Annotated in this window: 20 protein-coding genes and 1 pseudogene; 12 read left to right on the forward strand and 9 right to left on the reverse strand. The window is 69.9% G+C overall.

Annotated features, from left to right (window positions below):
* Positions 1-122: 122 nt before the first annotated feature.
* Positions 123-383 (forward strand): ribbon-helix-helix domain-containing protein, encoded by a 261-nt coding sequence (locus tag ACWC2B_RS26125; protein ID WP_450720598.1) that lies wholly within the window; start codon positions 123-125, stop codon positions 381-383.
* Positions 380-823 carry a PIN domain-containing protein gene (locus ACWC2B_RS26130; protein ID WP_450720600.1) on the forward strand — a complete coding sequence of 148 codons (444 nt, stop codon included), beginning with the start codon at positions 380-382 and terminating at the stop codon, positions 821-823. Before ACWC2B_RS26125 ends, ACWC2B_RS26130 begins: the two co-directional genes overlap by 4 nt.
* A gap of 456 nt (positions 824-1,279) precedes the next feature.
* Here the strand turns inward: ACWC2B_RS26130 and ACWC2B_RS26135 are convergent.
* A pseudogene (locus tag ACWC2B_RS26135) lies at positions 1,280-1,491 on the reverse strand (DedA family protein); the annotation flags it as partial.
* 484 nt (positions 1,492-1,975) lie between these two features.
* Between ACWC2B_RS26135 and ACWC2B_RS26140 the strand changes: the two are divergent.
* The 3 genes from ACWC2B_RS26140 to ACWC2B_RS26150 all read left to right on the forward strand — a co-directional run bounded on the left by ACWC2B_RS26140 (position 1,976) and on the right by ACWC2B_RS26150 (position 6,504).
* Complete coding sequence (locus tag ACWC2B_RS26140; protein ID WP_450720602.1) at positions 1,976-4,771, forward strand: AAA domain-containing protein; 2,796 nt, start codon at positions 1,976-1,978, stop codon at positions 4,769-4,771.
* A 901-nt stretch (positions 4,772-5,672) separates the two neighbouring features.
* The gene (locus ACWC2B_RS26145; protein WP_450720604.1) at positions 5,673-5,834 is read left to right on the forward strand and encodes a hypothetical protein; all 162 of its coding nucleotides are present in this window, start codon (positions 5,673-5,675) and stop codon (positions 5,832-5,834) included.
* Between the two features lie 31 nt (positions 5,835-5,865).
* Entirely contained in the window at positions 5,866-6,504 is a 639-nt protein-coding gene (locus ACWC2B_RS26150) for a disulfide bond formation protein B (RefSeq protein ID WP_450720606.1), read from the forward strand.
* 148 nt (positions 6,505-6,652) lie between these two features.
* Here ACWC2B_RS26150 and ACWC2B_RS26155 read toward each other — a convergent pair whose 3' ends face one another.
* The 7 genes from ACWC2B_RS26155 to ACWC2B_RS26185 all read right to left on the reverse strand — a co-directional run bounded on the left by ACWC2B_RS26155 (position 6,653) and on the right by ACWC2B_RS26185 (position 13,603).
* Complete coding sequence (locus ACWC2B_RS26155) at positions 6,653-7,552, reverse strand: LysR family transcriptional regulator (protein WP_450720608.1); 900 nt, start codon at positions 7,550-7,552, stop codon at positions 6,653-6,655.
* A 37-nt stretch (positions 7,553-7,589) separates the two neighbouring features.
* The gene (locus tag ACWC2B_RS26160; protein ID WP_450720610.1) at positions 7,590-8,804 is read right to left on the reverse strand and encodes an MFS transporter; all 1,215 of its coding nucleotides are present in this window, start codon (positions 8,802-8,804) and stop codon (positions 7,590-7,592) included.
* Complete coding sequence (locus tag ACWC2B_RS26165; protein WP_450720612.1) at positions 8,801-9,883, reverse strand: Gfo/Idh/MocA family oxidoreductase; 1,083 nt, start codon at positions 9,881-9,883, stop codon at positions 8,801-8,803. Before ACWC2B_RS26165 ends, ACWC2B_RS26160 begins: the two co-directional genes overlap by 4 nt.
* 5 nt (positions 9,884-9,888) lie before the next feature.
* Positions 9,889-10,434, reverse strand: coding sequence for an N-acetyltransferase family protein (locus tag ACWC2B_RS26170; RefSeq protein WP_450720614.1), 546 nt, complete (start codon positions 10,432-10,434; stop codon positions 9,889-9,891).
* Positions 10,431-11,648: a 5-aminolevulinate synthase gene (gene hemA, locus ACWC2B_RS26175; RefSeq protein ID WP_450720616.1), complete on the reverse strand. Its 1,218-nt coding sequence runs from the start codon at positions 11,646-11,648 to the stop codon at positions 10,431-10,433. The genes ACWC2B_RS26170 and hemA overlap by 4 nt, the downstream gene beginning before the upstream one ends.
* A gap of 367 nt (positions 11,649-12,015) precedes the next feature.
* A complete protein-coding gene (locus ACWC2B_RS26180) occupies positions 12,016-12,894 on the reverse strand; it encodes a class I SAM-dependent methyltransferase (RefSeq protein WP_450720618.1) in 879 nt (292 codons plus the stop codon).
* A 121-nt stretch (positions 12,895-13,015) separates the two neighbouring features.
* The gene (locus ACWC2B_RS26185; protein WP_450720620.1) at positions 13,016-13,603 is read right to left on the reverse strand and encodes a helix-turn-helix domain-containing protein; all 588 of its coding nucleotides are present in this window, start codon (positions 13,601-13,603) and stop codon (positions 13,016-13,018) included.
* Between the two features lie 381 nt (positions 13,604-13,984).
* Here ACWC2B_RS26185 and ACWC2B_RS26190 point away from each other — a divergent pair, with 381 nt between their 5' ends.
* Positions 13,985-15,355 carry a M14 family zinc carboxypeptidase gene (locus tag ACWC2B_RS26190; protein ID WP_450720622.1) on the forward strand — a complete coding sequence of 457 codons (1,371 nt, stop codon included), beginning with the start codon at positions 13,985-13,987 and terminating at the stop codon, positions 15,353-15,355.
* A 60-nt stretch (positions 15,356-15,415) separates the two neighbouring features.
* On the opposite strand, the gene katG is transcribed toward ACWC2B_RS26190, so the two are convergent.
* Positions 15,416-17,647 (reverse strand): catalase/peroxidase HPI, encoded by a 2,232-nt coding sequence (gene katG, locus ACWC2B_RS26195; protein WP_450720624.1) that lies wholly within the window; start codon positions 17,645-17,647, stop codon positions 15,416-15,418.
* Between the two features lie 558 nt (positions 17,648-18,205).
* Here katG and ACWC2B_RS26200 point away from each other — a divergent pair.
* From ACWC2B_RS26200 to ACWC2B_RS26225, 6 genes are all read left to right on the forward strand, one after another.
* A complete protein-coding gene (locus ACWC2B_RS26200) occupies positions 18,206-18,619 on the forward strand; it encodes a Fur family transcriptional regulator (RefSeq protein WP_450720626.1) in 414 nt (137 codons plus the stop codon).
* 228 nt (positions 18,620-18,847) lie between these two features.
* On the forward strand, positions 18,848-19,237 hold the full coding sequence (locus tag ACWC2B_RS26205; protein WP_053730371.1) for a cell division protein SepF: 390 nt from the start codon (positions 18,848-18,850) through the stop codon (positions 19,235-19,237).
* 125 nt (positions 19,238-19,362) lie between these two features.
* Positions 19,363-20,529 (forward strand): AAA family ATPase, encoded by a 1,167-nt coding sequence (locus ACWC2B_RS26210; protein WP_450720629.1) that lies wholly within the window; start codon positions 19,363-19,365, stop codon positions 20,527-20,529.
* A complete protein-coding gene (locus ACWC2B_RS26215; protein ID WP_450720631.1) occupies positions 20,526-20,924 on the forward strand; it encodes a nucleotide pyrophosphohydrolase in 399 nt (132 codons plus the stop codon). Before ACWC2B_RS26210 ends, ACWC2B_RS26215 begins: the two co-directional genes overlap by 4 nt.
* Positions 20,925-21,049: 125 nt before the next feature.
* Positions 21,050-21,541: a DUF6099 family protein gene (locus ACWC2B_RS26220; RefSeq protein WP_450720633.1), complete on the forward strand. Its 492-nt coding sequence runs from the start codon at positions 21,050-21,052 to the stop codon at positions 21,539-21,541.
* A gap of 34 nt (positions 21,542-21,575) precedes the next feature.
* Positions 21,576-21,737, forward strand: coding sequence for a class I SAM-dependent methyltransferase (locus ACWC2B_RS26225; RefSeq protein WP_450720635.1), 162 nt, complete (start codon positions 21,576-21,578; stop codon positions 21,735-21,737).
* Positions 21,738-21,881: the final 144 nt, after the last annotated feature.

Here is a 21,881-nt window from a genome sequence, read left to right on the forward strand (position 1 = left end):
AGGAGCGGCAGATTGCGGCACAGCGTTGGGTGGGGCGGGTCCGCTGCCCGGTCGAGATGCATCGCGTGGGAGTCCGCGGACACTGGCATACATCATTGTGGTACATACGCTAACATTGGTACATGTCGATGAAGCGAACCAATGTCTACGCCGACCCCGAGGACCTCGCCATCATCAAGGAGGCGGCCAAGCGGCGCGGCATCAGTGAGGCCGAGATCATCCGCCAGGGCATCCACCTCGCGGCCATGGCCAACCGTGTCTGGGATGAGCCCCTCTTCTCCCGCACTTTCGAAGGAGCCGGTCGTACCCCCAGTAAGTACGAGGTGCGTGACGCCGTAGCCGACGCCGTGTGCCGTGAGACCGGGACCGGAACCGCCGCGTGATCATCGTCATCGCGGACACGTCCGGGCTCCTCGCGGCGCTTGACTCCACCCACTCCGAGCACGAGGCCTCCAATGAGGCGATCATGGCCGCTGGTCTCCTGGTGATGTCGCCTCTGCTGCTCGCGGAGATCGATCACGTGGCCACCCGGGAGCTCGGTCGCGAAGCTGCGCTCAGCGCGGTCGACGACATCCGGAACTGGATGCGGCGCGGTCGAGTCGCTGTCCCCGAGATCACGGAGGACCATTTGGGGGTTGCCCAGTCCGTGCGTGCCCGCTACCGCGACCTCGACCTGGATCTGGCGGACGCCGTGAACGTGGCCCTCGCCGCCGACTACGACACTGACGCCGTGCTCACTCTCGACCGCCGTGACTTCCGCGCGGTGCGCCCGCTGGGTCGCTACAAGGCGTTCCGGGTGCTTCCCGATGATCTTCCTCTCTGAAGCCGGTAGCGCCTGTCGGGGGCTTCGCCTTTGCCGGTCGTGACGCTGGTTTGACGCTCTGGGCGCCTGCGTGACGAACGACGGGCCGAGAGACCGGCTTTGACCTGGGGTTTTCCGGGACCCGTTCAGGCCGACATATTTCCGATGACTCATCATGTGGAGTGCGTGGCGATTCTGGAGCCTGCTGAAAAGGGCGCCTGACCAGCCATTTTGTAGTTCCGGTGAGCTTGTTTGACCTGCCTTCGGGGCTTGGGCGGGTACATCGTGTGGAGCGCGTTGCGCTACTCGATCTGCCCTATGGGGCGGTGCTGGCGCGACGCCTTGGGTGTACCGCCCTGTGCTCGTGACCGGTGGGTCTTTCAACGGCCGCCTGTGGTGTCCTACCGGCGAGGCGCGGCCGCGGTAGGCAAAGTCGGGCAGGCCCTTGGGTGCGCCCGTCCCGGCGGCCAATGAGCCCACGTTCTGGATCGAGGAGCCCAGCGCGTAGCCGCCCAGGGGCAGGCGCCGACGCTCCACACGACACCGCTGGCGATCTGCCACACGGTGAACACCCGCACCGGGGCCCCAGTGCAGCCCGCGAGCGGATTGAGCACCGTGCGCACCGTCGGCACATACCGTGCGAGCACGATCGCCTTCGCGTGCCCGTACCGCGCGAGCAGTACCTGAGCCGCCACCTCCAGGGTGGAGCCGGGGTCAACCTCGTGCCCTGGCCGAGGATTGCCGAAGTCGCCACCGGTAACGGCTGATCGCGAATGATTCCGGCCAGCGACAGGTCGGTGACTGGCCATAGCCGTCGAGTGCACCGTTCGACAGCGGCAGACTCACGTACGGTCTTCGGACCTGTGGGGCAATGTTGGGGGAGCGGTGCAAATGACCGGGGCGGGGCGGCCTTATCCCGTCGAGGAGCTTCTGACGGCGGTGCGCGCCGAGATCCTCGCCGAACTCCGGAATGACGCCGAGGGCGCCGTGAAGGTCCCTCTTTCCAAGGGGCGGCTTCTCTCACAATCCGGGGGAACACGCGAGTATCTCTTCGAGTGCCGCAGCTGGCACGACAGCCTGGACGGTGCTTCTGTCCTCGCCCGGCCGTCACGTTCCCGGAAGCCGTGGGACCCGGCCGAGGCGTCTCGCGCTCCGGACGGGACCGTACGGCTCGTGACGAAGGCCGATCTCGGGGCGGCGCCCGCGAACATCCAGATCCGCAAGGACGACTCCGCGAACTGGGCCGCGCTGGCCGAGCGCCTGGAGACGGCCGGCGGTCAGGACAGCCCCGTCGACGCGGACCACGCGGGCTGGCTGGTCGGCCGGGGTACCCCGCGCACCGGCCGTGCCGAGAACCCGGGACAGTGGGTGGCGAACTGGGCGGGGCTCCAGCTGAACCCACGTCAGCGCGACGCCGTCGCGCAGGCCCTCGCCAGCGAGGTGCTGTTCCTGTGGGGACCGCCCGGCACCGGGAAGACGGACGTCGTCGGTCACATCGTCGAGGGCAGTTTCCGCCAAGGACTCAAGGTCCTCTTTCTCGCCCCCACGAACGTCGCGGTGGACCAGGCCCTTGAGCGGATGTGCTCCCTGCTGGAGCACGAGGAGGGCTTCGCCGAGGGGATCGTCCAGCGGGCGGGGACCATCGTCCTGCCGTCGCTGCGCAGCCGCTACGGAGACCAGGTCGACCCGGCCCGGATTGCCGCCCTGCTCGTGGAGAGCATCGACCGACAGATCAGCACGGCGACCGACCAGCTCAAGGGCGCGAGGGCGGCGCTGGCCTTGCACGACCGAATCCGGGACCTGGAGTCGGATCTGGCCACCGGCACAGAGGAGATGGCGGAGGCCGACCGCGACCACGCCGCAGCGGCGAGGATGGTCGCGGCCGCGGACACCCTGGCCGCGCAGTTGCGGCGGAAGATGGAGAAAGTGGGGTCACCGACCGGATTCCTCGCGGAGCGCAGGACGGCGAAACTGAGTGACCTCTGGTCCGCCCTGGCACAAGAGGAGGACGAGGCGACGCGGGCCAGGGCGGACGTCGCGCGCGCCGCCCGGCGCCGCACGGCGGGCGAGAAGCAGGCGGCCGAGGCCCGTCGAGCCCTCCCCGCGGCCTCTGCCGCAGTCGTAGGGATCCCGCCCAGACAGATTGTCGCCGAGTCCGCTGCCTCACTTCAGGAGCAACTTAACGAACTCGGGCGGAAACGCAAGCAGATCCAGGACGAGGTTCGCTCCCACTGCCGGGTGCTCGGAGCGACCGTGGCCAAGGCCGTCCAGTCGAGGAAACTGCTTGACGAAGTCGACGTCGTGGTGATCGATGAGGCCGGGATGGTCAACCTGCCGTCGGCCTGGTTTGCTGCGGGTCTTGCCGGCAAGCGGGTGGTCGTGGCGGGCGACTTCCGACAGTTGCCCGCCGTGACCAAGGGCGACGGTGACCGGGAGGCGAGCGAGGAGGAGCGCGCCCATTCCCGCGAGTGGACGGCGCGGGACGCATTCCACTCCGCCGGACTGGTCGATCCTTCCGGTCGGGTGCGCCAGGACCCTCGCCTGGTGGCGCTCGACACCCAGTACCGAATGCGGGAGCCGATCTGCGCGGTCGTCAACGAAGTGGCGTATCCGGACGCGCCGCTCAGGACGGGGCGCGGCAACACCAGCCGCCTGCCGTTCGCCCCGCTCATCGACTCCCCGGTGATCCTGATCGACACGTCCGGCCGCCGAATCCCCGGTGGCGGCCGCAAGCCCCACATGACGAACGCCGTCCACGCCGCGGTCATCCACGAACTGGTCCGAGGGCTCCAGTACGAGGGAGTCCTGCCCGGACGCAAGTGGCAGGAGAGCCCCGAGGGGGAACGGGCGACCGACCGGCTCGCCGTCATCTCCCCGTACCGGGAGCAGGTCAAGGCCCTCAAGAGCAGCCTGGCCCACCGGTTCGGGGAGGACTACGACGGCCTGGTCGACACCGTCCACCGGTTCCAGGGCAGCCAGCGTCCCGTCGTGCTCCTCGACACGGTGGCGGGCGCCGGCAAGGATCCCGGCTTCTTCTACAGCGGAACGGGACTGTCCTCGCAGACCTGCCGCCTCCTGAACGTCGCTCTCAGCCGGGCCCAGGACCACCTGGTCGTCGTGGCAGACGTCGCCTTCCTGCGTAAGCACCTGGCCCCGCACAGCGAGGCACTGGCGATGGTCGACCATCTGGAGGCGCACGCGCAGACCATCTCCGCCGACCAGCTGATCCCGATCCGCGACGCGGACCAGCTGGCCACCCTGTCGGAGGAGGAACTGGCGCGACCGGCATTCTTCGAGCACAGCGAGGTCTTGGAGGCGGTGGCCTGGGATGTGGAGCGAGCACGGCGCAGCATCGAGCTGTACTCGGCGTTCATGGACGCACCTCCCGTCCGCCGGTGGGCCCGGATGCTCGGTCCGAAGGCGGCTGAGGGGCTCCAGATCACGGTCTTCACCCGCCCGTCGGAGGAGCAGCAGGAACCCTCCCGCGTGGCGCGGCACCGGGAGCTGGTGGGGCAACTGGAGGCCGTCGGCTGCCGGGTCGAGTTCCGCGATCGTATGCACGAGAAGGTTCTCATTCTGGACGGTTCGGTGCTGTGGCACGGCTCGAAGAACCTGCTCGCGAACATCGGGCCGACGGACCTGATGATGCGTTACACCGACCCCGCCTCCTGCGACCGTGTACGGCGGCTGATGGAGCGCACCCGCATGGAACGCCCGGCACGAGGGCTGTGGCGTCCCGCCAGAGAGACCGCTCCAGCGTCCGAGATGTCTGCCCAGCGAGCCGAGGCGCAGGACGGCAAGGTGTACCCGGGCCTTGTGCGGGACGGCCGTCTGTACCTCGACGTCCCGTACGAGCAGAGGAATGAGGCCAAGCGCCTGCTCAGGGCCCAGTGGGACAGTGAGGCCCGGCACTGGTGGGTCGACGCGGACCGGATCACCCGGGAACAGGCGGCGCGCTGGCTGCCGTAGGGGAAGCTCACCGAGAGCTGCGAGGGACGTCCTTCGCCAGACGCTTCCGGCAGCACCCTCAGGTCGGCCGGGTTGCCCCAAGAACGACTTGGTAGCTGGATCGATTGCGTCGGCGCGCCAGTGCGAGAGGCTGTACTTCCGGCGGAGGGCTTGCCGGTGCGAACGCGTATGGCGGCGACCGCAGGTGAATGGGTCCTGTTCGGCCTGACAGTGGGGGCGTACAGAGGGAGAGGCTGCCGTGCCCACCTGCGAGAGCAGCTATCAGGTGCCCGCCCAACTATGTGCAGTGCTCAAGCGACTGTCCGGTGCAACGGTGAGCCCTTCGTGCCTGTCGCGATCAAAGGTGAGGTCTGTAGTCAGCCGGTGCTGAGGTGCTGGCCAGGCGGAATCGCTTGACGCTCGTTTGACGCTCAAAGGGGGTTTCGGGCAGGTGGATGGGCCCGTAAGTGCCGCCTGACCTGGGGTTTTAAGATGTTCCGATTTTCGGACCTGTTCCCGATGGAGCAGCACATGGAGTGCGTGGCGAGGTGTCGCCTCATCAGACCGTGCGCACAACGCACCCCACCCTGACCCGGACCCCTCGCGCCGTCTGGCCCTCGGGCCGCCTTCCGGCCGGGTCGGCCCGCGCCCTGTACGCCATCGCCGGCCACCCGGCACGTCGCTTCACGAAGGCGGCCGCCCCAAGACCGACAACCCAATCCCGACAGCCCAAGGCCAGGAGCCCCAAGGCCAGGAGTCGCGAGGTCGGTAGCTCCAAGGCCGGCACCTCCCGGCTCAGGAGTTCCCGAGTCATAGAACGGCTCTATGGATGCATTGGTCTGATGCCGCTACCGGCGCCCCGCGCACGGACGGAGAGTGGGGACCGGAAACGAACCGACCCACTCAGTGAAGCTGGCACACGATGTACACCCTGCTCTTCCTCCTCCTCTTCTTGTGTGTGATGGCGGTGCTCCGCGACTGGCCGACCCGGTTCCGGAACCTGCTGTGGGCCGGAACCCTGGTCGCCACCACGATCGCGTTCCTGCCCCATGTCCTCACCCACACCTTCCACCTGGCCCTCTGAGCGCCCGCGCTCCGGAGGAGGAGACCTCACCATGAGCACCACCACCCTGACCCCCACCACTGCCGGCACCCCCGCCCGGCTCTCCAACCGCCTCGGTCTGTGGTTCGCGCACGCCTACGTCATCGGCATGTGCGCCACCCTGGGCGGCGCGTACTTCTTCCAGTTCGGGCTGTGGGAGTACCCCTGCCCCATGTGCCTGCTGCAGCGGATGTTCTTCCTGCTCAGCGCGGTGGGACCGGCATGGATCATCGCCCGGTCCCGCAAGGGCGAGGTGACCACCGGGGAGTGGGCGTCCGGCTGGGGCTGGGCCATCGTCGCCGCCCTGATCGGCTCCACCGTCTCCGCCGCCCAGGTCCTTATGCACATCGTGCCCCCGGACCCCGGTTACGCCGGCGCCCTGTTCGGCCTGCACCTGTACACCTGGGCCCTGATCGCCTTCCTGGCGGCCGCCGTCGCGGCCGGAGCCGCCCTGTTCCTGACCCCCCGGGCCGAGCCGCTGAACGCCGCCCAGGTCTCGCCGGTCCTGCGCAGGGCCGCCACCGTGACCCTGGTCGTGATCACCCTGTTCGCCGCCACCAACCTGATCGCCTGCTTCTTCGAGCAGGGCTTCAACTGGCAGATGTCCGGGGACCCCACGAGCTACCAGTTCTTCACCGGTCTCGGCCTCTGACGCCCCGGGCCGCGGCACGAGGAGGGGGGTCTGGCCCGCTGCTCATGCAGCACGCCAGTCCCTCCTCCTTTCCTCGCCGGAGAGGATGCGCCGTTGCTCAGATCTCGCTCCTCAGGCCCTGGCCGAGGGGCGAGACGCCATGGACGCCCTACCGGTCCGCCGAAGCCTTCGGCTGGGGGTCCGGTACGCGGACGGAGCGCTCGTCGGCCTGGCACTGGCGCAGGGCGTGGCCGAAGGTCGCCGCGTAGGGGTGTGGGTTGGTGCGGGGGTAGGCGTAGGTGAGGACGGCCGGTGGGGCGCCCGTGAGCGGCAGGTACAGGATGTCCGGGTCCGGGTGCTGGGCGGCCACCGACACCGGGAGCACGCCGACACCGCGCCGGGCGGCGACGGCGTGCAGGTACTCCTCGATGTTGGAGGTTTCCGCGCCGATCTCGGGGGTGGCGTCGGCCGGCCAGTCGTGCGCGGTGAGCGTGCCGCTGACGGTGTTGACGATGAGGCAGCGGCGCCCGAGGTCGCGCCAGGTGACACGGTCGCGCACGGCCAGCGTGGAGCTGCGGGCGACCGCCGCGATGTGCGGCTCCCGCAGGATTTCGGTGGTGACGAGGCGCGGATCGCGGACGGTTCCCCAGAGCAGGGCCGCGTCCACGGAGCCGTCGCGCAGCCCGGCGGTGCGGTCGTCCCGGCGTACGGTCTGCACGAGGACGAGATGCCGCTCCTCCAGCGTGGCCTGCGCTTGGCGGCCGCGCTGGAGGGGATAGCCCCAGGCGTAGCCGAGCCGCAGCGAGGACTGTGGCTCGGGGGGCCGGAGCGCCGTTTCCAGCTGGGGCAGCAGGACTTGGAGATCGGCTTGCAGCCGGTGCCCGTCCGCGGTGAGGCGGGGGTGGCGGGTGCTGCGGTCCACCAGGGTCCGGCCCAGTACCCCCTCCAGGCGCTGGATGTGCCGGCTGAGGGTGGGCTGGGAGATACCGAGACGGTCGGCGGCCCAGGTGAAGTGCTGCTCCTCGGCCAGGGTCAGAAAGCATTGCAAGTGGCGCAGCCCGATATCCATGGGCGCAATGCTAGCCAACCCTGGCCATTTCCCCAGGTCAGGGTGTTGCGACGGCGTTCTCGGCGCGCCGGGTCGCACCCCGTACCACGGTCAGGTGGAGGATCAGGGCGACCACGGTGAGGGCGCCCGTGTAGTACGGCAGTGCGCCCGGGGCGGCGCCGAGGCCCAGTACGAGGCCGCCGAGCGCGGACCCGATGCCGCTGCCGAGATAGACGGCGGAACTGTTCAGCGAGACGGCGACCGTGGCCTGTTCGGGCTGGGCCGCGATGAGCTGGTGCTGCTGGGGCACCTGGACGGCCCAGCCGGCCGCGCCCCAGATCACGAGCGGGACGACCGCCAGGGCCGCGGCGGCATGAGCGGCGGCGGGCAGCACGAACTGGCTGGCCACGATGAGGGCCAGGATCCAGGTGACCGCGGCGAACGGGCGCTTGGTCCGGTCCACGATGCGGCCGATGAGGAGGCTGCCGATGATGCCGCCCGCGCCCCAGGCCCACATGGCCCAGACCGTCTGGTGGGTGTGCGCGGCGTCGAGCAGGAACTCGGCGAGGTAGGTGTACAGGCCGAGGCTCGCGATGCCGCCGAGCAGCGAGACGGAGACGATGCCGGCGACCCGGCCGCTGGCGAGGGCGCGCACCCGTCGGCCCAGCGGCGGCGGAGGGCTCACCTCGATCTTCGGCAGCCGCACGATGCCGATCAGTGCGACCACGCCCAGCGCGGTGATCAGCCACAGCGTGCCGCGCCACCCGATGTGCGAGGCGAGGAGCATGCCGACCGGGACGCCGATGACGGTGCCGATGCTCAAGCCGCCCATGACGGTGGCCAGAGCGCGGCCGCGCCGTTCCGGAGTGGTGAGGCCCGCTGCCGTGGCGGCGGCTATCGGCGAGTACACACCCGCACCTATACCCGCCACCGCGCGGGCGATCAGGAGGACCGGCAGCGTGGGCGCGAGGGCGGTCAGCGCGTTGCCGATCGTGAAGACGACCAGCGCCACGCCGAGCACCACCTTCGCCGACCGCTTGGCGAGGAGGGTGGCGAACACCGGCCCGCCCAGCGCGTAGCAGAGCGTGAAGACGGTGACCATCTGCCCGGCCGACGACGCCGAGATGCTCAGGTCCTCCGAAACATGGGGCAGCAGTCCTGCCATCACGTAGGCGTCCACGCCCAGCGCGAACGTGCCCAGCGCGAGCAGCGGAATGAACCTGCCGCGGCTGTCCTGTGCCCGGGGAGGGGCTGTTGTCTGTGTGGCGCTCATCCGAGGCGCTCCAAGTCCGTTTCGGTGCTGATCTGCCGGCCGTCGGGGAAGTAGCCGACCGGTCCCGTCAACTCGGCTGTCTTTTCAATCTCGTTGAGCAGGCGCTGCAGCCGTACGGACTCCTCGATGCCGGCGAACGGCACGACGGGCCGCTGCCGGTCGTGGGCGAAACGTACGGCGTCCGCGACGATGCGGCGCAGCCCGACGATGGTGTCGAACCCTTCGGGAACGGGATCGTGGCGGGTGTCCACCTCGCAGAGGGTTTCCTCCCGGCCGCCGGCGTCCCGCCAGATGCGCAACTGGTCCGCGTCCCATGTGGGGTTGGAGTACTCCGCGGCGGCGTAGACCAGGCCGCCCTCGGGGTCCCGGAAGGTGCAGTCGATCGTGCGCTGCCGGGTGACGTTGACGAAGCTGCTGTACACGCTCACCACGGCGTCGCCCAGCTGAGCCGTCAGGGCCACGCTGTCCAGGACGTCGGGTCCGGAGACGGAGTAGTCGGAGCAGATGCCGACGGCATTGCGGAGCCGCAGCCGCGAGCCGTCGAGGGCGAGCCGCTGGACCAGGTCCAGGGAATGGATCACTTCGCTTGTGACCCCGACCGTGGGCCGGTGGTCGTTGATGCGGTTCTTGCCCCAAGTGGCGTGGGCCCGCACCAGGTTCAGCCGGTGGCGGTGCACGTACTCCTGGAGGGCCATGCTCGCTTCCGAGTACCGCCCTACCAGGTCCATGGCGAACCCGGAGACGTCACTGAGGGCCGAGGTCACGGCGTCCAGGTCGTCATGCACGGAGGTGAGGGGCTTCTCTGCCAGGACGAAACCCCGGTAGCCCCTCAGGCGCGTCAGGATGTCGGCGTGCGCCGAGTCCGTGACCGCGACGATGACGAGATCGGGCGAGAACGCGGCGAGGGCTCCCTCGACCGTGGCGAAGTACGGGACATCTTCGATGGTGCGGTGCCGGGCGTGGTACGCGATCTCGATGTCGAGACCGAGTTCCTTCGGGCCGGAGAGGCTGCGCAGCGCGGTCAGGAAGCGCGTACCGGCGTAGCCCATGCCGGCGATCAGTACTTTCACGGTGTTCATGGGGATCATCCCTTCCGCTTCGTGGTGACCGGTTGGTGGTAGAGGCCCTCGCCGGTGGGCAGCCAGCCGGCCCGGCGGTGGAAGTCCACGGCCCCGCTGGCGCTCTGCATCACGGCGACGTCCGCACCACGGGTCAGCGCCCAGTCGAAGAGGTGGTCGATCACCGTGGTGCCGAGGCCCTGGCCCCGGTCACGCGGATCGGTGATGAGGGACTGCATCCACACCACCCGGCCGCTGGGGTAGGCGGGCGAAGGGGGTCGCTGGTCGATGACGGCGATCGCGCAGGCACTCAGCCGGCCGGGGCCGGGAGCCACCGCGACGCACACGTCGTCGTCGTGGGGCAGCGCCTCGGCCAGCCAGGCCCGGTAGCCGGTCCGCCAGGCCGCGCGGGCCTCGGGGGTCGACGCGGTGTAGGGGAGTGCCGCCGTGCCGTTGTCGTCTTCGCCGCCCTCGCTGTCCTCGCCGTCCAGCAAGTAGGCGCGCAGGCGGATGAGTTCGTCGATGTCCGCCGGCTCGGCCTGGCGGACCACAGGGGTGGCCGCTGTCGTCATGCCGTCCTCCCGTGAAGCCCGAAGTGGGTGAAGACCTCGTCCAGGGCGCCGACCAGGTGGGCGATGTCGTCGTCGGAGTGGTTCGGCGTGACGTTGACGCGGAACCGCTCGGTACCGACCGGCACCGTGGGCGAGTTGATCGGCTGGAGGTAGACGCCGTGCACTTCGAGGAGCCGTGCGGCCGACTGCTTGCACAGCTCGGAGTTCCCGATCAGAACCGGCAGGACGTGCGTCGTGCTCTGCGGCATCACCTCGATGCCGACCTCCTCCAGGGCCGTGCGCAGTTGAGCGGTCTTGCGTTGCAGTGCGTCCCGTTCGGCGGTGGAGGTCTTCAGGTGCTCCACGCTGGCGTGGCAGGCCGCCACGATCGCGGGCGGCAGCGAGGTGGTGAAGATGAAGCCGGAGGCGAAGCTGCGAATCGTGTCGATCAGGGTGGTCGAGCCGGTGATGTATCCACCGATGACACCGATGCCCTTGGCCATCGTGCCCTGGATGATGTCGACGAAGTGATCGACGTTCAGCTCCGCGGCGATCCCCGCGCCACGGGGTCCGTACATTCCGATCGCATGTACTTCGTCGAGGAAGGTGAGCGCGTTGTACTCGTGCGCGACCTTGACGATCCGCTCGATGGGGGCGACGTCGCCGTCCATGGAGTACACGGACTCGAAGACGACAATCTTGGGGCGGTCCAGAGGCTGGCCGGCGAGTATCTCTTCCAGGTGGTCCACGTCGTTGTGGCGGAATACCCGACGCTCCGCCTTGGTGCTGCAGATGCCGTTGATGATCGAAGCGTGGTTCAGCTCGTCCGACAGCACGATGGGATCGGGCAGCAGGCGCAGCAGGCACTGCAGAGTCGCATCGTTGGAGCCGTATCCCGTGGGGAATACGAGGGCGGCTTCTTTCCCGTGCCACTCGGCGAGCGAGGCCTCAAGTGCGGCGTAATGGGCGTGTGTTCCGCCGATGTTCCGTGAACCGCCCGAGCCGGCCCCGTACTCGTCGATCGCCCGGTGCATGGCCCCGACCACCTTGGGGTGCTGCGACATGCCCAGGTAGTCGTTGCTGCACCACACGGTCACCTGCTGCTCGCGCCCGTCGGGCGTGCGGTGCGTCGCTTTCGGGTAGGCGTTCGCGTGACGGTTGATTTCCACGAAAGACCGGTACTGGCCTTCGCGTCTGAGCTTGTCAATCTTTTCCGACAGATAAAGCTCGTACATTATTCATCCCCCTGTAAACCAGCATGCGCCGTTGGTCGCACGCAATCTGTAAACGAGGGAATTACATACAGCGGGCACTCTTCCCGCAAACCTGCCGCCTGCATCTCTGATGCATCCTCTGCATGCCCGCAGGTCATCGCGGCGGGCGGCGGGCCTTGAGATGCCAGTCACACCGCCGAGGATGAATTCTCTGTTACGGCCCTCTCGCGGTTACTTGTGGGCCCGGGGTGCCGCACACCCACCGAACTCCACCGGATCGGCAGCTAATTGACGGTTCCGCGACCGAAATGGGAGAAGGGCACGTAACTCCCTGCCGGGCAAAGGCAGTTGATCCCGCGTCCTCGGCCCGCGGTTTTTCGGACGTGCCTCAGCTTCGGCGGGCTGCCCAGACGGTGCGTTCGGTGCGTACCACGAGATCGTCGCGGCGCAGGACGCTGTGCGGGCCGTCGGTGTCGAGGAGTTGGTCGAGTGCGGCGAGGTCCGCGGCCGGCAGGGTCTGTACGACGGTGGCGCGCATGCGCTGGAGGCCGAGCAGGGCGTAGCGGCCGATCTCCTCGTGCCGGGAGCCTTCGAGGTTCACGGTGATCGTGCGTTCCTCTTCGACGGTGAACCCGGCGCCGGTCAGCTTGGGGCCCCAGTCGGCGCCGCGGTGCGGCACGTGCTCGGCGTGGTGGCGGTCGCTCGCGGCGTGGATGCGCTCCTCAAGGCCGGGCCGCTCCCGCGGAGCGTCCGGGGGCAGGAAGCGCGGGAAGCCGGCCAGCTCCACGACGGCGAAGAGGCCGCCGGGCGCGAGCAGTCCGTGGACCGTGCGCAGGGTGCGGTCGGGGTCGGCCATGTGGTGCATCGAGGCCGACGCCCATACGAGTTCGGGCGCGCCGAGGTCGGGCCACTCGGTGTCGAGATCGGCCCGCACCGTACGCACCCGGTCGGCCGCCCCGCTCGCCTCGGCCTTCTCCCGCAGGCGCCGCAAGTGGGCGGCCGATGAGTCGACGGCGGTCACCTCGGCCTCGGGGAAGCGGGCGAGAAGGGCGAAGGTGCCGGCTCCGGTGCCGCAGCCCAGGTCCACGATGTGACGCGGACCGGACCTGAGGGGCAGCGATGCGGCGATGGACGCGATGTGCTCGGCGAGCACATCCGCGTCCAGGTCGAGGATCTCCGCCTGGCCGTCGGCGTCGCCGTCGTGGTGGGGCGGGTGAGCGTGGTGACGCGCGTCGGGGTGTGCCGCGTGCGGGGATACGTGGTTCATGCCGCCCACGCTAGGACGGTCATGCGCGTACGGCACGACACCTTTCGGGATGCGCAAGACGATGCCCGGATGGGCTGCCGAACGCGCAAGTCCTACCGAGGGCCGGTCGCCGAATGGGCCCTCAGGACGGGCTCTTGTCGGCTCCGGTGTCGGGGCGCTGGTGGCTGCGGCGGGCGTCGCGGTCGAAGATGCCCAGGACCTCGCACGGGCCGCCCTCGGCGCCGATGGCGTGCGGCAGCATCGTGGGGAACTCCGCGGCCTGGTTGGTCTCGATGCGCAAGCGGCGGTTGCCCAGTAGGAGGACCGCGGTGCCGGAGAGGACGACGAGCCATTCGCGGCCGGGGTGGGCGCGCATGCGTGAGGGGTTGTCCGGGGGCGGCTCGGTCATGCGCTGGCGGATGACGGTCATGCCGGGTTCCGCCTTGATGGGCCAGCGCAGCTGGCCGCGGGCGTTGTCGATCACCGGGCTGGACACGACATCGTCGGCGGCCGTCTCGACGAGCTGGTCGAGCGTGGTGTCCAGCGCGCGGGCGAGCGTGACGAGACTGTCCAGGGCGAGCCGCCGCTGCCCGGTCTCGATCCGGCTGAGCGTGGACTGACTGAGCCTGGCCCGCCCGGCCAGCTCCTCAAGCGACCAGCCCTGCGCCAGCCGCAGCGCACGGATCCGCTTGCGTACGAGGCTGTCGAGGTCGCCGTCGATTTGCGTCATGGGCAGCACGGTATGCCGTGGCGGCATGGGCTGCTTGCCGGCGGTGACGTATCACTCTGAATGTCTCTCTGAACGCGTGTGCAGGCCACCACGCATCTCTCTGCACGCGTGTGCGTGCCGCCATGCCGGCGGCCCGTCTGTCCGCACAGGCAGAGCCCCCGTGTCCCCCTCGCCGAGCCCTCCCCACGCCGAGCCCCCAGGCAAGCCCTCACCTGAATGCCCCGAAGATCACCCGCCTTCCCCGCTGCCCAGGCACGAGCGGTCACCGGCCACTAGCCTCGCGGTACCAAGGCACAAGGCGACGGCTCGTGGCGCCCGCGAGGCCCGCCCGGGCTTCTTCGTCGGTCCCGCGGCCCCGTACTCCCCACGGAAGGCCCGCTCATGTCCCGCAGACGGCTCGCGCTCATGGCCGCCGCAGGCCTCGTCCTGGCTGCCGCCGCGCCCCCAGTGGCCACGGCCCACACCCCCGCCCCGCATGCCGACACCCTCGTCACCTACCGCGTACCGATCCGGCGGACCCAGGACGCGCAGACTCTCATCGCCGCCGGGTTCGACGTCCTGGAGCGCCGGGAGGGCAACGACCTGTTCGTCCTGGGCGATCCGACGACCGCCGCCTCCCTGCGGCACATCGGATTCAGTCCGACCGCCGTCAGGACTCAGCCGCGGCCGACCCCCAACACCACCCGGCCCGCCGCCGGCGACACCTACGACGGCGGTTACCGCACCGTCGACGGGAACTACGCCCACCTCGACCAAGTGGCCGCCCAGCACCCGGACTTGGCCACCGTCGTGACGTACGGTCAGTCCTGGCGGAAGAAGCAGGCCAGCGCCAGCGGGCGGGACCTCAAGGCCATCTGCGTCACCAAGACGCAGCCGGGGGACTGCGCTCTCGTCCCGAACTCCGCCAAGCCCCGCTTCTTCCTCATGGGGCAGATCCACGCCCGCGAGATCACCACCGGCGAGGTCGCCCTGCGCTGGATCGACGAGCTGACGACTCAGTACGGCAAGGACGCCGACATCACCAAGCTGATGGACACCACCGAGATGTGGGTCGTGCCCATGGCCAACCCCGACGGTGTCGACATCGTCGCCTCCGGCGGCGACAACCCCGTACTGCATCGCAAGAACGCCAACGACTCCCACGGCGCGACCTGCGGCCGCAGAGGCCAGATCGGCATCGACCTCAACCGCAACGCGGACACCCACTGGGGCGGTCTGGGCACCTCGCGGCAGCCGTGCGGCCAGGAGTACCTCGGCCCGGCCGCCGACTCCGAGCCGGAGACCACCGCCCTGCAGGGCCTGTTCCGGCAGCTGTACCCGGCCGTGCGCACCGGCACCGAGAGCGGCGACCCCGCGCCGGCCGACGCCCGGGGCATGATGATCAGCCTGCACGGCGACGCGAACATGGTGCTGCTGCCCTGGGGGTTCGACCACACCGCGCACACCGGGAGCGACTCCAGGCTGCGCGCCCTGGCCAGTGAGATGGGCTCGCTCACGGGTTACAAGTCCGGGCAGGCCGGCGAGCTCCTGTACGACGCGTCCGGCGGCACCGACGACTGGACCTTCGACAAGCTCGGCCTCGCCAGCTTCACCATCGAGATCGGCGACAGCGACGCCCGCGGCTGCGACGGATTCACGCCTCCCTACTCCTGCCAGGACAGCTACTTCTGGCCCAAGCTGAAGCCCGCCCTGCTGTACGCCGCCCAGCACGCGGCGGCGCCCTATCAGACCACCGTTGCCGCCACGGGCTGAGACCCGGGGAGGTCTGACCCGCCCGGGCCGGCCCGCATCGGCCGGCCCGGGCGAGGTGGCTCAGACGAGGTCGAACCGGTCCAGGTTCATGACCTTGTTCCACGCCGCGACGAAGTCCTTCACGAACTTCTCCTTCGCGTCGTCGCTCGCGTACACCTCCGCGACCGCGCGCAGCTCGGAGTTGGAGCCGAAGACCAGGTCGGCGCGGGTGCCGGTCCACTTGACGTGGCCCGTGGCGCCGTCGCGGCCCTCGAAGGTGTTCGCGTCCGAGGACGTCGCCTTCCACGTCGTCCCCAGGTCGAGCAGGTTGACGAAGAAGTCGTTGCTGAGCGTGCCCGGCTTGTCGGTGAACACGCCGTGCGAGGACTGCTGGTGGTTGGCGCCCAGGACGCGCAGGCCGCCCACGAGGACGGTCAGCTCCGGGGCGCTCAGCGTCAGCAGGTTCGCCTTGTCGAGCAGCAGGTACTCGGCCGGGAGGCGGTTGCCCTTGCCCAGGTAGTTGCGGAACCCGTCGGCCGTCGGCTCAAGCGCGGAGAACGACTCCACGTCCGTCTGCTCCTGCGAGGCGTCCACGCGGCCCGGCGCGAACGGGACCTCGACGGCGACGCCGCCGTCCTTGGCGGCCTTCTCCACACCGGCCGCGCCGGCAAGGACGATCAGGTCGGCGAGCGAGATCTGCTTGCCGCCGGACTGCGCGGAGTTGAAGGACGTACGGACACCTTCGAGGGTGCGCAGAACCGTCGCCAGCTCGTCGGGCTCGTTCACCTCCCAGCCGCTCTGCGGCTGCAGACGGATGCGCGCGCCGTTGGCGCCGCCGCGCTTGTCACTGCCGCGGAACGACGAGGCCGACGCCCACGCCGTCGACACGAGCTGCGACACCGTGAGGCCCGAGGCGAGGATCTGCTCCTTGAGGGAGGCGATGTCCCGCGCGTCGACGAGCTCGTACGTACGCGCAGGCAGCGGGTCCTGCCACAGGAGCTCCTCGGAGGGGACCTCCGGGCCGAGGTAGCGCACGACGGGGCCCATGTCGCGGTGGGTCAGCTTGAACCAGGCGCGGGCGAACGCGTCCGCGAACGCCTCGGGGTCCGCCAGGAAGCGCCGCGAGATCTGCTCGTACGCCGGGTCGAACCGGAGCGAGAGGTCGGTCGTCAGCATCGTCGGGGCGTGCTTCTTCGACGCGTCGAAGGCGTCCGGCACGGTACCCGCGCCGGCGCCCTCCTTCGGCCGCCACTGGTGCGCGCCCGCAGGGCTCTTGAACAGCTCCCACTCGTAGCCGAAGAGGATCTCGAAGAAGCTGTTGTCCCAGGTGGTCGGGGTGTTCGTCCAGATGCCCTCAAGTCCACTGGTGATCGCGTCGGGGCCCACGCCGGTGCCGTGGCTGCTCTTCCAGCCGAGGCCCTGCTGCTCCATCGGGGCGGCCTCGGGGTCGTTGCCGACGGCGTCTGCCGGGCCCGCGCCGTGCGTCTTGCCGAAGGTGTGGCCGCCCGCGATCAGGGCGACGGTCTCCTCGTCGTTCATCGCCATCCGGCGGAACGTCTCGCGGATGTCGCGCGCCGCGGCGATGGGGTCCGGGTTGCCGTTGGGGCCCTCGGGGTTGACGTAGATGAGGCCCATCTGGACCGCGCCGAGCGGGTTCTCCAGCTCGCGGTCGCCGGTGTAGCGCTCGTCGTCGAGCCAGTTGGTCTCGGGGCCCCAGTACACGTCCTCGTCGGGCTCCCACACGTCCGCGCGGCCGCCGCCGAAGCCGAAGGTCTTGAAGCCCATCGTCTCCAGGGCCACATTGCCGGTCAGGACCAGGAGGTCGGCCCACGACAGGCTCTTGCCGTACTTCTTCTTCACCGGCCACAGCAGACGGCGGGCCTTGTCGAGGCTCGCGTTGTCCGGCCAGCTGTTGAGGGGAGCGAACCGCTGCTGGCCGGACCCGGCGCCGCCGCGCCCGTCGCTGATGCGGTACGTGCCCGCGCTGTGCCACGCCATGCGGATCATCAGCGGGCCGTAGTTGCCGAAGTCGGCCGGCCACCAGTCCTGCGAGGTCGTGAGCAGCTCCGCGATGTCCCGCTTCACCGCCGGGAGGTCGAGGGCGTTGAACGCCTCGGCATAGTCGAACTCCTCGCCGAGCGGGTTGGCCACGGCCGGGTTCTTCGCGAGGATCTTCAGGTTCAGCCGCTCCGGCCACCACTGGCGGTTTCCGCCGCCCTGCGTCGGGTGCGGGGCGCGCTCGTGCGCGACCGGGCAGCCGCCTGTGCCCTCCGTCTTGGCGTCGGTGACGATTGCATCGGGGTTCTCGGACATGGCAATCCTTCTTGACTCGGTGGATCACGGTGCTCAGGAACTGCGGACGGTGAAACAGCCGGGGCACGGGGCCCCGGGAGGACGGCCCCGGCCTGGTGACGTCTGAGGAGCCGGGGCCGCTGGACGGAGGCCGGGTCAGGGCCCCCGCCGCGTCGGTGCAAAGACACGGCACGACCCGTGCACGACGGGGTGGGCAAGTAGTGGGCCGCGTACACGACTTGGAAGGACGATACGGCCCACGCGATCACGCGCCCCGGAAGGTGGCGCGGCGACGGGGCGGGTGTCCGCCCGGGCGGACACCGGCGGTGGCGCGGCACGCACCTGCGCGGCGACGATCCCCCATGACGTCTCTGTCTCCTGGGTGGGTTGAAGTCCTGTTGCGGGTGGGGCCGGAGCTTTCCCGTCCCTAGGCTATCGGCGGCATCGATCCTACGATGGACCAAATCCAAGTCAAGAAGTACACCAAACCCATATCCCTTCGGAACGCGGCCGCTCCCTGGCACACTGCGCGTGTTCCCACCAAACCCGACCCCCTGAAGCGTGGACAGGTGAACCGGTATGAGTGACCTGCTCGAACGGCTGCGAGGGCGCGGCTGGCGGATGACGTCCCAGCGGCGTGTCGTCGCGGAGGTCCTGGACGGCGGCGACCACGTCCATCTGACCGCCGACGAGGTGCACGTCCAGGCGGCCGAGCGGCTGCCCGAGATCTCCCGGGCGACCGTGTACAACACCCTGGGCGAGCTGGTCCTGCTCGGCGAGGTCATGGAGGTCTCCACCGACGGCCGCGCCAAGCGCTACGACCCCAACGCCCACCACCCCCACCAGCACCTGGTGTGCTCCAAGTGCGGCACCATCCGCGACGTCCACCCCACCGGCGACCCGCTGGCCGACCTCCCGGCGGACGAACGGTTCGGCTTCACCTTGTCCCGGGCCGAGGTCACCTACCGCGGACTGTGCCCGTCCTGCGCCTAGAGCCCGTCCGGCGGATCCTGTCTGGGCGAGCCACCTCGACGGCGTCCAGATCCGCCGCACAGGCCCTGGACACGATGACGCTCCGCGCTCCTATAGGGCAGGGAGTCGCGCGCCGCCCATGAGATGAGTCATAGCCGACACCTCTGTGGCCGTGTCGAAGTTGGGCTGAACGGGTGAGCGGCGTCATCATGGCCGGATGCAGATACAGCACGTGGGCGAGGTGGTCCGGTGAGCAGGTACGACGTCACCGACGAACAGTGGGAGGGGCTCGCCCAGGTCGTTCCGCTGCGCGGCCGCAACGAGTGGCCGTCCAGAGTCGACCACCAGACCATCCCGGGCGACTACGCGACCGTCGAACAGCGGCGCTTCGTCGTCCTCAGGGTGCAGATCTTCGCGGACGCCCGCGAAGTCGCCGAATACCTCATCGCACAGATCCCCGTCCTGCTCGACCTGACGGGCGCCGACCCCGAAGTCGCCAAGCGGATCCTCGACTTCAGCACCGGCGTCGTCTTCGGCCTCGGCAGCGGAATGCACCGCGTCGACCGCAACGTCTTCCTGCTCGCCCCGGCCGGCACCGAAGTGGAAGGCATCGCCGCGGCGGCCGTCCCGCACCCCTGACCCGCCCCCATCGCTCCACCGCCCCGCCCAGGACCGTCCCGTCAGCGCTGTGCCGTCCCTCATTAGTAGGAAGGTCAACGCGGCGGAACGGTTCGTCAGTTTTCCGGCTGCGTACGGTCCCAGCCATGACCACGACGACCACCAACAGTGACCGAGCCGGCCGCCCCGATCGCCCCACGGTCACCGAACTCAGGCTGTCCTCCTTCAGGGCACACCGCGGCGCGGTCATCCCGCTCGGCCCCCTCACTCTGGTCACCGGACCGAGTGGCAGCGGCAAGACCAGCGTCCTCGAAGCATTCGAAGCCCTGGCCAGACTCGGCGCGGGCGCATCGCTGGGAGCCGTGTTCCGCGACCCCGCGGGCTGCGTGCCCGAACGCGCCGAGGCCGACGCCCAGGGGCGCCGCGGATTCCGGATCGGCTGCACCGTCGACGGCCCCGCCGGACCCGTCCGCCTCGATCTCGCCGTCCAGGCCGAGCCGGAACTCCGCGTCGTCGGCGAACGTTTGACCAGTGAAGGACAGACCCTCCTGAGCACCGCACTGCGCGACCCGGGCCGCTCCACCGTCCAAGCGGCCTGGCACACCGCGGGCGCGGTCCCCGTCACGCGCGCGCCGCTCCCCGACGACCGGCTCGGCACCGCGCTGCTGCCGCTGCGCGTCGCCGGCACGACAGAAGGACAACTGCGCGTCCTGGCCGCGGCCGAACAAGTCGTCGTCGCCCTGCGCTCGGTGTTCGCCTGCGACCCCCAGCCCCAGCGCATGCGCGCACCCGTCGTCCCCACCCAGGGGAGCGGCGGCGGCCGGCTGCGGCGCGGCTGCGACAACCTCGCCGAAGTCCTCTTCCGCACCCGCACCGAATGCGGCATCCGCCACGGACGCCTCGTCACCGCGGCCCGCGCGGGCTGCGCCGGTCCCGTCACCGGCCTCACCACCGAAGAACTCGCCGACGGCACGTTACGAGCCGTCCTCGCCCGCGGCGGCACCCGCCACGGCACCCCGGTCGGTCGGCTCGGCGAAGGCGAACTCCGCTACCTCGCCCTCGCCCTCGTCCTGCTCACCGGACCCGGCGTCCTCGCCGTCGACACCGTCGCCGAAGTACCCCCGGCCATGCAGACCCTCACCGTCCTCGCAGACGGCCTCGACCGCGGACTCGACCCCCGCCAGGCTCGCGAACTCATCGCGCTGGCAACGGAGATGTGCGCCCGTGGCCACATCCGGCTGCTCGCCGCCGTCGGGGACGGAGCGGGTGCCCAGGAGGCCCACGGGGCGACGGTGGTAGACCTGGAAGCGTGAACCAACTCGACGTACCGGCCCTGCAGCGCAGGCTCGCCGCCTTCGCCGCCGCCCGCGACTGGCAGCCGTACCACACCCCGAAGAACCTCGCCGCCGCGCTCAGCGTCGAGGCGTCCGAACTGCTTGAGATCTTCCAGTGGCTCACCCCCGAGCAGTCGGACCGGGTGATGGCCGACCCGGACAAGGCGGACCGCGTCACCGACGAGGTCGCCGACGTCCTCGCGTACCTGCTCCAACTCTGCGAGGTGCTCGGCATCGACGCGTTGGCCGCGCTCTCCGCCAAGATCGACCGCAATGAACTCCGCTTCCCCGTCCCGGAGCCGCCGAAGCCCCCGAACAACTCGAAGCCCCCGAACAACTCGCCGACGGACACGGAGAGTCACTCATCCGAGTGACCGGGATACTCACAATCGGCTTGCTGTGCACAGATTTCCGATTTCCTCTGGCTTTCCGGGCCACTCGCGCTCACGCTAGGTAGTGGACGCGAAGCTCGGGTCCGTCGCACGAACGGGGAAATCGGATGGATGCGGTACGGCTCGTCAAAGTCAGCCAACACGCCCTGGCCCAGAGCCGGGCAGCGCTCGACATCGTGGCCGAGGCCTGGCAGGCCCAGGCCCTCGCCCAGGCGATCGGCGGCCACCTCGCCGCCACCGGCCCGCCGGAACTGAGGGGCGAAGCCCGCGGCCTCAGCGAAGCCGGCGCCCGGGGCTGCGCCGTCCTCGACCACCCCGGCACGCGCCGCGGCGGCATCCGGGCCGCCCAACTGACCGAAGTGGCCGCTCCAGCAGGGGCGTTGACCTCCCTGGGCGGCCTCCTCGGCGATGTCTCGATGGCCCTCGTCTCCGTGGCCTGCGCCACCGACGAGGAGGGGCTGTACTGGCAGTGCATAGAGGCCATCGACGCCGCCGACGAATCGAGCGACCGCATCCGCGGAATGCTGCGCCGGCTCACCTTGCGAGAACAGGAGAGATCAACCGAAGTACTGCGGGACACGGCCACGGGGCCGCCGTGATGACCGTCCGGGGTGTGGATATGCGCAGGCCGCGGTGCGCTGGGCAGTCGGGCACGCGCCAGGCCCGCGCGTACTCGACCTGGGCGCCGGAACCGGCAAGCTCACCGCCACGCTTGTCGCGCTGGGCGCCGATGTCGGCGCGGTCGAGCCCGATCCGGCGATGCTGACCTGCGCGCTCCGCGTCCGGTCCAGCTGATACGTCGCCAGACCACCGGCCGCCCGAGGCTTACCCGACCCCGGTTGCCCTAGACGAGTAGTTCCGATTGCTGGGTTCTCAGACGTGGGGAGGGTGTCCAACATCGGGTTGTGACGACCGATTTAGACACCCTCTTGACGGCAC

The sequence above is a fragment of the Streptomyces sp. NPDC001415 genome (assembly GCF_053597395.1).

Bases quoted from the DNA above. Each gene is read 5' to 3' on its own strand.
- ACWC2B_RS26125 (WP_450720598.1), top strand. From the start codon at position 123: ATGTCGATGAAGCGAACCAATGTCTACGCCGACCCCGAGGACCTCGCC.
- ACWC2B_RS26185 (WP_450720620.1), bottom strand. From the start codon at position 13,603: ATGACGCAAATCGACGGCGACCTCGACAGCCTCGTACGCAAGCGGATC.
- ACWC2B_RS26150 (WP_450720606.1), top strand. From the start codon at position 5,866: ATGAGCACCACCACCCTGACCCCCACCACTGCCGGCACCCCCGCCCGG.
- ACWC2B_RS26210 (WP_450720629.1), top strand. From the start codon at position 19,363: ATGACCACGACGACCACCAACAGTGACCGAGCCGGCCGCCCCGATCGC.
- ACWC2B_RS26190 (WP_450720622.1), top strand. From the start codon at position 13,985: ATGTCCCGCAGACGGCTCGCGCTCATGGCCGCCGCAGGCCTCGTCCTG.
- ACWC2B_RS26160 (WP_450720610.1), bottom strand. From the start codon at position 8,804: ATGAGCGCCACACAGACAACAGCCCCTCCCCGGGCACAGGACAGCCGC.
- katG (WP_450720624.1), bottom strand. From the start codon at position 17,647: ATGTCCGAGAACCCCGATGCAATCGTCACCGACGCCAAGACGGAGGGC.
- ACWC2B_RS26155 (WP_450720608.1), bottom strand. From the start codon at position 7,552: ATGGATATCGGGCTGCGCCACTTGCAATGCTTTCTGACCCTGGCCGAG.
- hemA (WP_450720616.1), bottom strand. From the start codon at position 11,648: ATGTACGAGCTTTATCTGTCGGAAAAGATTGACAAGCTCAGACGCGAA.
- ACWC2B_RS26220 (WP_450720633.1), top strand. From the start codon at position 21,050: ATGGATGCGGTACGGCTCGTCAAAGTCAGCCAACACGCCCTGGCCCAG.
- ACWC2B_RS26165 (WP_450720612.1), bottom strand. From the start codon at position 9,883: ATGAACACCGTGAAAGTACTGATCGCCGGCATGGGCTACGCCGGTACG.
- ACWC2B_RS26200 (WP_450720626.1), top strand. From the start codon at position 18,206: ATGAGTGACCTGCTCGAACGGCTGCGAGGGCGCGGCTGGCGGATGACG.
- ACWC2B_RS26170 (WP_450720614.1), bottom strand. From the start codon at position 10,434: ATGACGACAGCGGCCACCCCTGTGGTCCGCCAGGCCGAGCCGGCGGAC.
- ACWC2B_RS26180 (WP_450720618.1), bottom strand. From the start codon at position 12,894: ATGAACCACGTATCCCCGCACGCGGCACACCCCGACGCGCGTCACCAC.
- ACWC2B_RS26145 (WP_450720604.1), top strand. From the start codon at position 5,673: ATGTACACCCTGCTCTTCCTCCTCCTCTTCTTGTGTGTGATGGCGGTG.